The sequence below is a fragment of the Halomonas sp. SIMBA_159 genome, assembly GCF_046536035.1.
In the GTDB taxonomy this organism is placed as follows: Bacteria; Pseudomonadota; Gammaproteobacteria; order Pseudomonadales; family Halomonadaceae; genus Vreelandella; species Vreelandella venusta_A.
This window is the reverse complement of record NZ_JAWJBT010000009.1, coordinates 62,722-76,670: the sequence shown is the minus strand read 5'-3', so window position 1 is coordinate 76,670 and position 13,949 is coordinate 62,722. Positions and strand designations below refer to the sequence as shown.

Genomic DNA, 13,949 nt, shown 5'->3' with positions numbered 1-13,949 from the left:
TTATGAACACCTTTGTTTTAAAACTGATTGCCCAGCGCTTGGCGCTGGGCCTGTTATTGTTATTAGCGGTCTCCGTGCTGATATTCGTCGGCACTCAGCTGCTGCCCGGCGATGTGGCGCAATCTATTCTGGGCCAAAGTGCCACGCCAGAAGCTGTTGAGAACCTACGCCGCGAACTGGGCCTCGACCAACCCGCCTGGATACGCTACTTCGATTGGCTGGGCGGCATTTTGCAAGGTGATTTAGGCACCGCGCTCTCCAATCGCCAAGACATTGGCGAGTCGTTATGGGGCCGTGCAGGCAATACGCTGTTTCTCGCTTTCTGGACCGCTGTTGTCGCCGTGCCGCTGGCCATTCTTTTAGGCTTAGTGGCCGTACGCTACCAGAGCCGCTGGCCTGACCGGGTCATTTCCGGCACCACCCTCACGGCCATATCGCTGCCCGAGTTCTTTATCGGCTATCTGCTGATTTATGTGTTTGCCGTTAAGTTTAGCTGGTTCCCCAGTGTCTCTACCGTTTATAGCAGCATGAGCCTGGGCGAGCGCTTGCACGCCATCGCGCTACCTGCCGCCACCTTAACGCTAGTGATTTTGGCCCACATGATGCGCATGACGCGGGCCGCCATTTTAAACGTGATGCAGTCGCCCTATATCGAAACCGCCGAGTTAAAAGGGCTGGGCACGTTTCGGATTATCGCTCGCCACGCCTTTCCCAACGCCATTGCCCCGGTGGTCAACGTGGTGATGTTGAACCTGGCGTTTTTGATTGTCGGGGTGGTCGTGGTGGAAGTCATTTTTGTCTACCCCGGCATGGGGCAGTACCTGATTGATCACGTTTCAAAACGGGATGTCCCGGTTGTCCAGGCGGTGGGGCTTATCTTTGCCGCAGTGTATATCGGACTCAATATGCTGGCGGACATCATCGCCATCGTCACGAACCCCCGTTTGCGCCACCCGAAGTAATGCGATTTTCATCAGGCCACTGTTCAGACAGGAACGTAATACCATGTCGAAATCTTTGACACTGTTGAAGCGGATGCCCGTGACCGCGCTGGTCGGGCTACTGCTCACCTTCAGCTTTTTATTCATGGCGATCTTTGCCCCTTGGCTGGCGCCTTACAGCATGTCGGAGAGCGTGGGCGATATGTGGATGGGGCCTTCCGCTGAGTTCTGGCTGGGCACCGACAATCTTGGCCGCGACCTGCTCTCTCGGCTGATGTACGGCGCACGCACTACCATCACCATTGCCGCGCTGGCCACTGCGCTGGCCTTCTCGATTGGTTCGGTGCTTGGCATTCTGGCCGCTGTTTACGGCGGCTGGGTCGACCAAGCGATCTCCCGGGGCGTGGATATCGTTATGTCGATCCCAACGCTGATTTTCGCGCTGGTGATTCTGTCGGTCATGCCTAGCACCATGTTCATGCTGATCTTGATTATGGGCATACTGGACTCGACCCGCGTGTTCCGTATTTCCCGTGCTGTGGCGGTCAATATCAACGTGATGGACTTTGTGGAGGCTGCCCGCCTGCGCGGTGAAGGCAAAGGCTGGATCGTGTTTCGTGAAATTCTCCCGAACGCACTCACTCCCTTAATCGCGGAGCTTGGGCTGCGGTTTATTTTCGCCGTGCTGTTTTTATCGTCTCTCTCATTTTTAGGCCTCGGCGTGCAGCCACCGGAAGCCGACTGGGGCAGCATGGTGCGGGAAAATCGCCAAGGTATTGTGTTTGGCGTCCCGGCGGCGCTGATCCCCGCGGCGGCTATCGCGCTGCTAGCTATCTCGGTAAACCTAGTGGCCGACTGGATTTTGCGCCAAACCACCGATCTCAAAGGAGGCCGCAGTGGCTGATACGCTGTTAGATATTCGCAACTTAACCATCGAAGCCACGGCCTATCCTCCCGGCGAAGCGCCTCAGGAAATCACTATTGTGAACGGGGTCAGCCTCACCCTAGAGCGCGGCAAAGTGCTCGGGCTGATTGGTGAATCGGGCGCGGGCAAATCGACCATTGGCCTCTCACCGGCGGGCTACGGGCGCGGCGGTATCCGCCTAAACGGCGAAGTGTGGGTGAATGGGCGCGACATTTTACGAGGCTCGCCCAAAGCACTGCGCCAGCTGCGCGGTAAAGAGGTGTGCTATGTGGCACAGTCGGCGGCGGCCGCCTTCAACCCCGCCAACACGCTGATGGAGCAGGTGATTGAAACCACGCTGCTGCATGGCCTAGCAACGCGCCAAGAGGCAGAAGCACGTGCGGTGGAGCTGTTTACGCAACTGGGTTTACCCGACCCGGAAAACTTTGCCAGCCGCTACCCGCATCAGGTCTCGGGTGGGCAGCTACAGCGCGCCATGACCGCCATGGCGCTCTGCCCAGAACCTGACCTGATTATTTTCGACGAGCCCACCACCGCGCTGGATGTCACCACGCAAATTGATGTGCTTGCTGCCATTAAGCATGCGATTAAAACCACCGGTGTCGGCGCGCTGTATATCACCCATGACCTCGCCGTGGTGGCCCAGGTCGCCGATGATATTCTTGTCCTCAAGCAGGGCGATAAGGTCGAAATGGGCAGCGCCGCGCAGATTATTGAGTCGCCGCGGGAACCTTACACTCAGGCCCTGGTGTCAGTGCGCTCCATTGACCACAAGCCCAAAGCCCCGACCGACACTCCCATTCTAAGTGTGGAGAACGTCAGCGCGGCGTACAGCAATAGCGGCAATAACGTGCTGGACGGCATTAGCATGGGCTTGAGTGCCGGCCAAACGCTGGCCATTGTGGGTGAGTCGGGGTCGGGTAAATCTACTCTGGCACGGGTGATTACCGGCCTGCTTCCACCCAATCAGGGGCAGGTGAGTTTTCAGTCGCAGCCGCTGCCAGGCACGTTGGGCGCGCGGGATAAAGAGACCCTGCGCCAGCTGCAAATGATTTATCAAATGGCCGATGTGGCCATGAACCCGCGCCATACGGTGGAAACCATTATTGGCCGCCCCCTAACGTTCTACTTTGGCTTGAAGGGAAAAGCCCGCCGCGCGCGCGTGATCGAGCTACTCGATGAAATTGAGCTGGGTGAAGGGTTTATTGACCGCTACCCGGCAGAGCTTTCGGGCGGCCAAAAGCAGCGCGTCTGTATTGCCCGCGCGCTGGCCGCGAAGCCAAAACTGATCATTTGTGATGAAGTCACCAGCGCGCTCGACCCTTTAGTAGCGGATGGCATTCTCAAACTGCTGCTGCGGCTTCAAGCGCAAGAGAACGTGGCCTATCTGTTTATCACCCACGATTTAGCCACCGTGAAGGCCATTGCTGACAGTATTGCCGTGATGCACCAAGGCAAAGTGGTGCGTTATGGCCAGCGCGACACCGTGCTCTCTCCGCCCTTTGACGACTACACTCAGAAGCTCCTAGCCTCGGTGCCACAAATGAAACTGGGATGGCTGGAAGAAGCACTCAGGACCCAAACCGGTTAATCCGTTATGTTAAGAGCGGTGAATGATAAGCCGCTCTTATCCAATTTTTTTAACGGGCCTATTTTCCTACACTGTTTAGAAAACTTTACTATTAGCTAAACGGATAATTTCCAAAAAAAAGACGTAATCGCTTACGTATTAACAGCTTTCATTCGGTTTTATTCCGTATTGCAACGCAATATAGATTGATAAACTGGCGGCGCTTATTCCTCCTTCTTTTAACCATTATAAGGATAAACACGCCATGTTGACGTTACATCATGACCCAGGCCAGCCTCGATACGCTCGTTGCTGGCCTTTTTTGTTAGCGGCCTTACTTTTTTTGATCAGCCCTGCGGCTTTTGCTGTTACCGGTGATATCGATTTAACCACCTCTGCTGTGGGTTATTTTGCCGTGGTGATTTTTGTGCTGGCCTACGCGCTGGTAATGGCCGAAGAAAAAATCCATATGCGCAAATCCAAGCCCGTATTGGTCGCCGCCGGTATTATCTGGGGACTCATTGGCTGGGTGTACGTTCAGAATGGCATGTCGGATACGTCCGAGTACGCGTTTCGCGTGACGCTTCTGGAGTTCACCGAGCTAATGCTGTTCCTGCTCGTCGCGATGACCTATATCAACGCCATGGAAGAGCGCCGGGTATTTGATGCGCTGCGCTCCTGGATGCTGCGCAAAGGCTTTAACTACCGCACGCTATTTTGGTTAACCGGTGGCTTGGCTTTTGTACTTTCGCCTATCGCCGATAACTTAACCACAGCACTTTTAATGTGTGCCGTGATCACGAAAGTGGCTGAAGGCGACAAACGCTTTATCAACTTAGCCTGTATCAATATTGTGGTCGCCGCCAACGCGGGCGGTGCCTTTAGTCCGTTTGGCGATATCACCACGCTAATGGTTTGGCAGGCGGGGCTGATTGAGTTCCAGGAATTCTTTATTCTGTTTATTCCCTCGCTGGTGAACTTCCTCATTCCTGCGGTGGTGATGAGCATGTTTATCAAGGATCAGAAACCCAGCAGCGTGTATGAAGATGTGCAGCTTAAACGCGGTGCGCGGCGGATTATCGCGCTCTTTTTGCTGACGATTGTGACGGCGGTTCTTTGCCATACGCTTCTACACCTGCCACCCGTACTGGGCATGATGACCGGCCTGGGTTACCTGCAGTTTTTTGGCTACTACCTGCGTCAAAGCTTACCCCGTTCGCTGGAGCGCAAGCGCGAGCGTTACAGCCGATTGGGCGATAATAAGAAGCTAGAGCAGTTGGGCGGCGTCGTACCGTTTGACGTCTTTAACCGTGTGGCCCGCGCCGAGTGGGACACGCTGCTGTTCTTCTACGGGGTTGTCATGTGTGTGGGTGGCTTAGGCTTTATGGGCTACCTGGGACTGCTCTCGGAAGCACTCTATACCGGCTGGAACGCGACCTGGGCGAATATTGCGCTAGGCATTGTCTCGGCGGTGGTGGATAACATCCCGGTCATGTTTGCCGTGCTGACCATGGAGCCTGATATGTCACACGGCCACTGGCTGTTAATCACGTTAACCGCCGGGGTGGGGGGTAGCCTGCTCTCGATCGGCTCAGCGGCCGGGGTAGCGGTCATGGGCCAAGCCCGCGGCTCCTACACGTTTATAGGCCACCTGCGCTGGTCACCGGTGATTTTACTGGGCTACATTGCCAGCATCGCGGTACATCTATGGCTGAACGCCGAGAGCTTCAACGTGTTTGGCTAGCGAAACACGAAGGCTTAAACAACAGCCCGCCCAGAATTTGGGCGGGCTGTTTTGCATTCACTGTTTGGGAAAGTTGGCTTAATAGGTCTCAAACAGGTACTCAATGGGCGTGGGTCGGCCAAACAAATACCCCTGATAGCGGTAGCAGCCGTGGCCTTTCAGCCAATCCAGCTGCTCTTTTTTCTCCACCCCTTCTGCTACTACCGTTAGGCCTAAACTGACCGCCAGCAAGATGGTGGTATCCACAATCGCAGCATCGGTTTTATCCGTTAGCAGTTCGCGGATAAAGGACTGGTCAATCTTCAGCTCATCCAGCGGCAGGCGTTTTAAATAGCTGAGAGACGAGTAGCCAGTACCAAAGTCATCCAGTGCAAAGCGAATGCCCTGGGCGCGGAGTTTCAGCATCGTGTTACGCACCCGTGTGGGTTCTCGCATCAGCAGACTTTCCGTCACCTCTAGCACTAAGCGTCCTGGCGGTGCCTGGGTCTGAGCCAACAGCCCCTCTACATCGCGAACAAACTCAGGCTGCTGGAACTGCACCGAACTCACGTTGACGGAAATCGTTAGGCCAGCATAAGCCGGCTGATGAGACCACTTCGCCAGCTGTTCGCAGGCACACTGCAATACCCAATAGCCAATCGGCACAATCAGCCCGTTCTCTTCGGCCAGCGGAATAAACGTACCGGGTGACACCCAGCCGCGCTGAGGGTGGTACCAGCGCAGCAGCGTTTCTACCCCCGTGGTGGCCCCTTGGTGATCTACCTGCACCTGGTAATGAAGGGCAAGTTCATCGCGTGCTAACGCTTGATGCAAGTCACCTTCTAGGCTCGCACGCTCCAGTACGCTGGTTTGCATATCTACATTGAAAAAGCGCAGGGTATTCCCCCCTGCGGCTTTGGCTTGCTGCAGCGCCATATCCGCTTGCTGCAACACGCTGTTAACCCCCTGACCGGCACTGTCGAACAGCGTGATACCAATACTGGCACTGATAGGCAGTGCCCGGTCGTTGCGCAGCTGCGAGACCGTCTCTAAAAGCTGCCTAGCAAGGCGCTCAGCATTGGCGGCGGCATCGCTTTGCCGCTCGCCCAAGCCATTCACCTGCACCACAAACTCATCGCTACTAAAACGGGCCACCGTGGCGTCATCGCCAAGCCGCTGCTTTAAATGCTGCGCCACGTTAATCAGTAGTTGATCACCGCTTTCATGGCCCTGTATGTCGTTAACAAGCCGGAAATTATCTAAATCAACAATCAGTACGGCGCTAAACCCGCAGGGCCCTCCCTCCGGGTTAGTCGCTTCTGCCAGCGACTCTAGCAACAGGCGGCGGTTTGGAAGTCCAGTCAGCGCATCGTAGAACGCCAAATGATGGGTGCGCGACTGCATCTCTAGATATTCGGTGAGCTCAGTCGAGATACCGCACAGGCAAGGCGCTTCTCCGGGCGCCATTTCCAACGGCATTTTAATCGACAAAAAGGTGCGTACGCGCTCTTCGCCTTGCAGCACATTATGCTCTTCGACGGTGATTTTCTTACCCGACGCCAGCACTTGAGAGTCGACCTCAGCCATCTCCGCGGCACTCGCAGGATCGAAAAACGCGTCGTCTCGCTTACCCAGTATTTGCTCGGGCGGGCGTTGAAACAGCTCGCTAATCTGGCGGTTTACATAGCGGTACTCAAGCGACGGCGTTTTGATATAGATATAGGCATCGACGCTGTCTAAAATCGTGGTGAGCAGGTTTTCATTCGTCGAGAGCTTGGCGCTGTTAGAGACCACGCGACGCCTCAATAGTGCGTTTGCTCCAATGGCTAGCGCCAGGATGCACACAAGTAGCCCAACGCTCCACCATACCCAGTACGGAATTAGAGTCGTGGTGGTACTGTTAGAGCGCCACGCGCTGAGCGTCTCGTAGTACACCGAGTTGACGTCGTCTTTCCAACCCAACAGTACGGCATCAATGCGCTCAAGCACCTCGGCCGACAGCGTAGGAGAGGCGGCATAAAAAAGGCGAGCCGGCTGAAAAATAATCGGCGTTTCACGCAGGCCATAATCTCGCGCCCGCCAGTCACCAAACAAATGGTTCGAGGCTACTAAATCCGCCTCACCGTTCGCGACAGCTTGAAAGCCTGCTGCAAAACTATCCACCGGCAACCACGTGACCGCAATATCAAAGCGATCAGTCACGGCAGCTAAGTAGCTCTGCTGAATCGAACCATCAACCACCGCTACCCGGCGCTGTTCTAGGTCTAAAATCGCCTCTACGCGGCTGTCAGCGGCTTGATACAGCTGCGACCAGCTGTGCATCACCGGCTCACTGTGGAAGGCAAAGCGCCGAGCACGCTCTTCGCTCCAGGCCACATCTGGCAGCAGATCTATATCGCCTTGTTCCAGCAGCGTTAAACACTGCTGGAAATCGCAGTGGATGCTCTCTAACTGCCACTGCTCCTGCTGCGCGATGGCCTCCAGCAGCTCGCCCAGCACGCCGCGAATTTGGCCTTGCTCGCCAGCAAATAGCTTAGGCGGATTATGGTAAACCCCTACCCGAAGCGTCAGATCCGCCTGCACAACGGCGCTCCATCCGCTTAAGGTAAGCAGAACACAAGGCCAAAGAGCACGGCGTGTAAAACGCTTGGTGGAACGGTTGCTTTGCATCCGGCTCAACGCGAACACTCCCTTGCGCAGCATAATAGGCGTTACTCACCCGGCATGGTTAACGGGCCTGCGCGCTCTACAACGCGCTGCCAAGCAGGGTCGTTTTCAATACGATCCACAAAGGCAGCAATTGATGGATAAGCAGAAAGCGACTGCGTCGCTTTAATCGCCTGAAGCGGGAAACTCATTTGAATATCGGCCCCACTTGGCCAATCGCCTGCAAAATGTCCGCGCGATGCTAGGTGTGTTTCTATCATTCCCAAGTGCTGCTTTAACTGAGGCTGAATAAAACGTTTTCGCACCGTATCGCTAATGCCTTTGGCCAGCGGCTTAATCAGCCAGGGAGACTGTTTAGGGATTTGACTAAAGACGAGTCCCATCACTAACAGGGGCATCAAGGAGCCTTCTGCATAGTGCAACCAGTAGCGATAGTTTACCCACTCATCACCTGCTTCTGGGGACGGCTGCAATTTACCGTTACCATAGCGATTCACTAAATAGTCAATAATGGCGCCAGACTCCGCCACCGTTAACTCACCATCGGTTATCACCGGTGATTTACCCAACGGATGCACTTTTTTTAACGCCTCTGGCGCCTGCTGAGTCTTGCCATCCCGCTGGTAAACTTGAATGTCATATTCAAGGTTTAACGACTCTAAAAGCCATAAAACGCGATGAGAACGGGATTTTTCAAGATGATGAACGCGGATCATAACTACTCCATGAGGCGACTTGGTACACCAGTATAGTACTGATGTCAGTTATCCATTGACTGTAAGCTATCTCAGCTTAGCACTATTGCAGCGTTGAACCCCATGGAGAAAGCAATGACTGACGCACCAACGCACACAGGGGCGCCAAACGGTGGCAACCCCTGTGAACAGAAAAACTTTAAGCACTTGTTTTTGTGAATTTTTAACGATTAAAGCAGGTATTAATGAAGCCTATAATCAGGCTCTATGCTGGTGTTTTAAACGTGCCAAAAGATCCATTGGCGACCATTTACCCTGTAACCAGGGCGCCAATAGGCGAGTGGAAAGCGGAATAAACACAAAGACCATGACGGGGGTCAGTATTAATGTGCTGGCGAGTACGCGGGGAATTAAAGGCCAGTCGGCTAACATCCCACCGAAGAGCCACTGAAACAGCAGTGAAATAGGGAAAAAGGCAAGCCATACGGCTATCGCTTGTTTCCAACGCGGCGGAGCTACACCAGGCGATACATTAAACCAAGCATCTAGCCCGGTCGCCCTGTGCTCATGGGGGGCTGCGTAAAGCCCTTTACCACGGATAAGCCATGCAGAGCGTGAAGCAGAGTGCTCCCAAGCGGCTAGCGAAGCCTGGCTCTCGAAGCGGAAAATAATCTGATACTCATCGTCGTCTTTTGGGGGCGCAAGCACACCCGACCCCAAGTAGCCGGGAAAGTCAGCCGCTAGTTCGCGACCTTCATTTAACCAACGATTAAAATCTTGGTAGCGGCCATCAGCAACGCGGCGAGCCACCATCAGTGTGACAGGTGAGGCAGACATGGGTGATCTCCTAATGTGTAAGCAACCACTGCCGGGTAGGCGAGCTGCAGGCAGCCAGGCGGGTAATCCTGCTGCGCGTTCCACATTATACAGGCAATATTGATGCCATGTATGCCTATCGCCGAGGAATGGGCTGGCGACGCTCTCCCCTCTGAAACGCTCGAACATGCTGATAAATATCGATAGCGCTTTGAATAGCGTCAGCTTCAAGTGTGTCTGGCTGGATGATGGGCCCTTTAACACCGCCTTCTGTGCGCAATATTTCATCCACATCGGCACGATAACGGGCCAACAGATGCTCAATATTCATACGCACGCGATGCACTTCCAAATTAAACGCGTGACGCTGTTCCGTGCGTTTAAAAATATCGAGGGGATTCTCTGTTGACGCAATCAAGCTATCTAAGGTGTTGCACACTAAACGCTCGGCGGCGTTTAAATTGGGAATGACGGAATACATCAGCTCATAAAGCGTCATCTTTGCATCATGCTGGTGCATAAACAGGCTCAACAGCGGTTTAATGGAACAATCGTGTGAAAGCGACCCTGCTCAGTAAAGGTAATCCGAAACACGCCGTGCACACCTTCCTGCCCCACTATCCGGTGTAATGCCTGAGCAGGAAAAATCACCCAGCGGCCATCGACACTGCGCGCCCGCACGTTGTCGTAATGGCCTTCGTAATAGGCCAAGCATTCGGTGACACTTAGATGAAGAATGACATCAATGGTGTGCATAACATTGCGCAATTCGGCTGGCTCACAGATACTCTATGCTAACTGAAATCATCGCAAATATCGGTAAACACTTATGGATCTTGCCTCGATTAACGGGTTTGCTGCATCCTCTACTGGCTGGCCTACTTCCTCACTGCCTGCCGCTCGAGTATCGCGTAGTGATGTCGATAGCCGCGGAGCAGTTTCTGCCCGCGAGCCAAGCGCCAAAGACGCTACCCAAGAGATCCGCGAAGGCGAAGAGACGGACGCCAGCGAAGCGGCTACCGGGCCCACGCGCCCCGATGGTACACCGTTGGCACCCGAAGAGATCCAACAGCTTGAACAGCTAAAACAGACTGATCGCGAAGTACGTCAACATGAGATGGCCCACCAAACGGTAGGCGCACCGTATACCGGCGGGGCTACCTATGAGTATGAAGTGGGCCCAGACGGTAAACGCTACGCGGTGGCCGGTGAAGTCTCGATTGATTACGGCCCCGTCCCCGGCAACCCTCAGGCAACGGTGGAAAAGATGCAAACCGTCATTGCATCTGCGCTCGCACCGGCCGACCCATCGCCTAAAGACCTTCAGGTAGCAGCGCAGGCGCGCCAGTATTTGCTAGAAGCAAAACTGGAAGCCGCTCGCGAGCAGAGCGAGATGAATCAGGCTCGTTCAGCGCAAAAAGGTGACGTATCCGCCAATGACGAACCGCCCGAACAGGCCGCTTAACGACCTACTTTCCCCAGGGTGTGGCGCGCGCTTACTGTAGCGTGGCTAAACCTCGCCAATCCTGGCGTTCGGGCCAGTGGGCTAACCAGTCAGGCATCGCCTCTGGCGGCATCGGGCGTGCAATTCCATACCCCTGAGCCAACCCGCACCCTAATGCCATCAGCGCCTTCGCATGCGCCAGGGTTTCGACCCCTTCTGCCAACATAGGCCGCTGAAATCGGTTGGCCATGTAAATGACGCTTTCTACAATTGCCATGTCGTTTTGATCGCTGAGCATATCGCGCACAAAACTTTGGTCGATCTTAATCAAATTGACGGGCAATTGGCGTAAATGCGTTAGTGACGAGAAGCCAGTGCCAAAATCATCAATCGCAAACCCTACGCCCAACGCCTGACAGCGCGCCATGTTTTTCAGGGCGGCTTTGACATCGTGCATGGCCGCACTTTCCAGCACCTCAAGCTTTAATAGCGATGGCGACACGCCAGGGTAGCGAGCGAGGAGTTCAGCCAACCGCTGGCTAAACGTATTTACTAGTAGGTGTGAGGGGCTGATATTCACGTTCACCGGCAAGGCAATACCTTCGCTTTGCCACAGCGTGAGCTGACGCAGCGCGTGCTCTAATACCCACTCTCCGAGATCAACCTCTAACGGCGTGCCATCAATAATGGGCAAGAACTCACCAGGCGAAAGCATCCCAAGCTCGGGGTGTTGCCAGCGAATCAACGCCTCGACCCCCACCACCTGCCCACTGCGCATGTCGACTTGCGGCTGGTAGAAAAGGCGCAGTTCATCGTGATTAATCGCATCCATAAAGCGCTGGCGCTGCTCATGGCGCACCTGCAGCCTGCGGTCATGGTGAGAGTCAAAGAAGTGGTAGGTATCCCGCCCGCGCTGCTTAGCACGGTACATCGCCTGATTGGCATGACGTAACAGCACATCCCCCTGCGCATGATCATCAGGGAAGCAGGTAATCCCTAAGCTTGCAGTGAGGTAAATGGTTTGGCCTTCAATCAGCAGCGGTTGGCGGATCGAAGCCAACAGCTTCTCGAAGAACGTCTCTTCCACGCCGTGATGAAGCAGCAGCACAAACTCATCGCCACCAATCCGGGCCAGCACGTCATCCCCGAACAGTAGATGGCTAATCCGCTGCGCAAAGGCCGTCAGCAGCGCATCGCCTACCTGAAGGCCCAGCCGGTCATTAATAGTTTGGAAGTGATCGATATCCAGCGCGCATACGGCCAGAGGCAGTTGGCGGTTCTCGGCATGCTGAATCGATTCCTGAATTAGCTGGGTCAGTAACTGGAGGTTAGGCAGCCCCGTCAGTGCATCAAAATAGACCTCGCGATTGAGGTGGCGCGCATGAGAAGGGATGGCCGACAAATCTGCCAGTACAATCACATGATGATCCACTCGCCCCTGTTCGTCGCGTACGCGGTTGATAGACATCATACCGGGATAGAGCTGACCATCATGGCTACGGTAGCTAATCTGGCTTTTACTGCGGTCTCGCAGCTGCAGCTCCTCACGCATCAACCGCGTGGTACGACTATCATCGAGGGGTAAAATACTGAATGCCTCAGGGGATTTTCCCTTTACCTCGTGCAGTGCCAAGCCCGTCAGCTCGCTAAACGCAGGGTTCGCATCGACCACGCAGTTATCTGCGTTGGTAATAATGATAGCCTCATTGGCATAGCGAAAGGCCGACTCGGACGGCGTAAGGGACGTATTGGAATCCATCACCGACATCGCAACAGCGTTAGTGGTACGCGACGCTAATTGAGTGGCTGGTTGAGGCAAAGACTGCTCCTTTGGGTCATTCAAGGGCGGGCACATGCGTCTCTGCTCTCCTCTTATAAGCAGTAGTTATTTAATGACTTTTGGTCATATTAACACCGTCTTGCTGCGCGTGTTTTAGATTCAACAGCGCTGAATCAACGCGGTATTCGAGCTAGGGCGCCACCGATGCCGCTCCTAAAAAACGCTGCTGCCAGTAGTCGATGTCCAGCGGCACGCTGACCACCGCTCGGCCGCTGCCGGGGGCGTGAATCATCTGGCGGTTGCCGCCGTAGATGCCAACGTGTGTGGCTTTATTGCCGTCGCCAAAAAACAGCAAATCACCGGGGCGAGGTGCGTCTACTTGGGGAAGCGCACGGAATTGGCTATCGGCGGTGCGTGGCACGCGGATACCTGCCGCTCGGTAGGTCATTTCAACTAACCCTGAGCAGTCCAGGCCATCCGGTGAATTGCCGCCAAAGCGGTAGGGAGTACCAATCGCCTGCTGCGCATGGGAGAGAATCAACGCGCGCTCCATCGAGATGCCCGATGGCAGGCTGGGCGCGGGGGTCATAGCCACGTCTTTACTGGCGCACCCGGCCAAGAGCAGTAAGGTGAACAGCGCAAAAAGAGGGGAGAATCGGGTAAACGGCATGGCAACGCTCCAAGTCAGCCTGGTGCTCTTATCATGGCCTAAGCGCCGTTCACCCGCTACTCCATCACTCGCCGTTAACGGCCTATCCACTCGATAAACGTGCTCTCGCCTAGCGCATGGCGCTCGTGGCGAAGGCGGCTCATCGCCGCGTAGGGCAAATCCATGACCAAGCCATTACTCAGCGGCTGCTCCAGCACCTGGCGCAGCAGTGCGTTACATACGAACAGATGAGCCACCACCAGCACATGGCGACCAGGAGGATTGACCAACAGCCGCCGCCACACTTCGCTGACGCGGGCATCCAGCTCGGCGAGGGTTTCACCGCTGGGCGGCGCGGCGCGGGCGGGGTCGTACCAGAAGGCGCTCATCTGCTCAGTGCCTTCCTGCTCATATACCTGCGCATAGGTTTTCCCCTCCCACTCGCCCAGGTGCAGCTCGGCTAGGTCGTCGTCTACCTGCACCGGCAGGTCGAACTCCTCCCCTAACCAAAGCGCGAACTCGCGGCAGCGGGCCAGGGGCGAGCTAACGATGGCATCATAGGGTGGCCGTCCATCCACCGTATGGCGCATCACTGCGTCGGTCACCTGCTGCCAGCCCGAATCGCTAAGCGGATGGTCGGTACTGCCCCGTAGCATTCGCCCACCCTGCGGTTCACCGTGGCGCATCAGGTCAATCGTTGTGATCTCGGCATTGGCAAAGCGCATAGCGGTTCTCCCCT

General features: G+C 55.3%; 13 protein-coding genes. 5 read left to right on the top strand and 8 right to left on the bottom strand.

Going from position 1 to position 13,949, the window contains the following annotated elements; genetic code table 11:
- Window positions 1-2 precede the first annotated feature (2 nt).
- The 4 genes from R0J87_RS07490 to nhaD all read left to right on the top strand — a co-directional run bounded on the left by R0J87_RS07490 (window position 3) and on the right by nhaD (window position 5,180).
- Window positions 3-962, top strand: coding sequence for an ABC transporter permease (locus R0J87_RS07490; protein WP_311065803.1), 960 nt, complete (start codon window positions 3-5; stop codon window positions 960-962).
- Between the two features lie 43 nt (window positions 963-1,005).
- A complete protein-coding gene (locus R0J87_RS07485) occupies window positions 1,006-1,845 on the top strand; it encodes an ABC transporter permease (RefSeq protein ID WP_498885336.1) in 840 nt (279 codons plus the stop codon).
- Window positions 1,838-3,457, top strand: coding sequence for an ABC transporter ATP-binding protein (locus tag R0J87_RS07480; protein ID WP_498885335.1), 1,620 nt, complete (start codon window positions 1,838-1,840; stop codon window positions 3,455-3,457). The genes R0J87_RS07485 and R0J87_RS07480 overlap by 8 nt, the downstream gene beginning before the upstream one ends.
- A 244-nt stretch (window positions 3,458-3,701) precedes the next feature.
- Window positions 3,702-5,180: a sodium:proton antiporter NhaD gene (gene nhaD, locus R0J87_RS07475; protein WP_498885333.1), complete on the top strand. Its 1,479-nt coding sequence runs from the start codon at window positions 3,702-3,704 to the stop codon at window positions 5,178-5,180.
- Window positions 5,181-5,258: 78 nt separating this feature from the next.
- On the opposite strand, the gene R0J87_RS07470 is transcribed toward nhaD, so the two are convergent.
- From R0J87_RS07470 to R0J87_RS07450, 5 genes are all read right to left on the bottom strand, one after another.
- Window positions 5,259-7,862 (bottom strand): EAL domain-containing protein, encoded by a 2,604-nt coding sequence (locus tag R0J87_RS07470; protein WP_498885332.1) that lies wholly within the window; start codon window positions 7,860-7,862, stop codon window positions 5,259-5,261.
- 8 nt (window positions 7,863-7,870) lie between these two features.
- The gene (locus R0J87_RS07465) at window positions 7,871-8,542 is read right to left on the bottom strand and encodes a glutathione S-transferase (protein ID WP_498885330.1); all 672 of its coding nucleotides are present in this window, start codon (window positions 8,540-8,542) and stop codon (window positions 7,871-7,873) included.
- Between the two features lie 237 nt (window positions 8,543-8,779).
- On the bottom strand, window positions 8,780-9,358 hold the full coding sequence (locus tag R0J87_RS07460) for an antibiotic biosynthesis monooxygenase (protein ID WP_498885328.1): 579 nt from the start codon (window positions 9,356-9,358) through the stop codon (window positions 8,780-8,782).
- A gap of 115 nt (window positions 9,359-9,473) precedes the next feature.
- Window positions 9,474-9,857 (bottom strand): hypothetical protein, encoded by a 384-nt coding sequence (locus R0J87_RS07455; RefSeq protein WP_404464886.1) that lies wholly within the window; start codon window positions 9,855-9,857, stop codon window positions 9,474-9,476.
- Between the two features lie 8 nt (window positions 9,858-9,865).
- On the bottom strand, window positions 9,866-10,093 hold the full coding sequence (locus tag R0J87_RS07450; RefSeq protein WP_404464885.1) for a DUF2835 family protein: 228 nt from the start codon (window positions 10,091-10,093) through the stop codon (window positions 9,866-9,868).
- A gap of 73 nt (window positions 10,094-10,166) precedes the next feature.
- Here R0J87_RS07450 and R0J87_RS07445 point away from each other — a divergent pair, with 73 nt between their 5' ends.
- Window positions 10,167-10,802: a putative metalloprotease CJM1_0395 family protein gene (locus R0J87_RS07445; protein WP_498885326.1), complete on the top strand. Its 636-nt coding sequence runs from the start codon at window positions 10,167-10,169 to the stop codon at window positions 10,800-10,802.
- Between the two features lie 31 nt (window positions 10,803-10,833).
- Here R0J87_RS07445 and R0J87_RS07440 read toward each other — a convergent pair whose 3' ends face one another.
- From R0J87_RS07440 to R0J87_RS07430, 3 genes are all read right to left on the bottom strand, one after another.
- Window positions 10,834-12,549, bottom strand: coding sequence for a putative bifunctional diguanylate cyclase/phosphodiesterase (locus R0J87_RS07440; RefSeq protein WP_498885408.1), 1,716 nt, complete (start codon window positions 12,547-12,549; stop codon window positions 10,834-10,836).
- Between the two features lie 202 nt (window positions 12,550-12,751).
- On the bottom strand, window positions 12,752-13,231 hold the full coding sequence (locus R0J87_RS07435; RefSeq protein WP_404464883.1) for a C40 family peptidase: 480 nt from the start codon (window positions 13,229-13,231) through the stop codon (window positions 12,752-12,754).
- A gap of 74 nt (window positions 13,232-13,305) precedes the next feature.
- Window positions 13,306-13,935 carry a histidine phosphatase family protein gene (locus tag R0J87_RS07430; protein ID WP_159340718.1) on the bottom strand — a complete coding sequence of 210 codons (630 nt, stop codon included), beginning with the start codon at window positions 13,933-13,935 and terminating at the stop codon, window positions 13,306-13,308.
- Window positions 13,936-13,949: the final 14 nt, after the last annotated feature.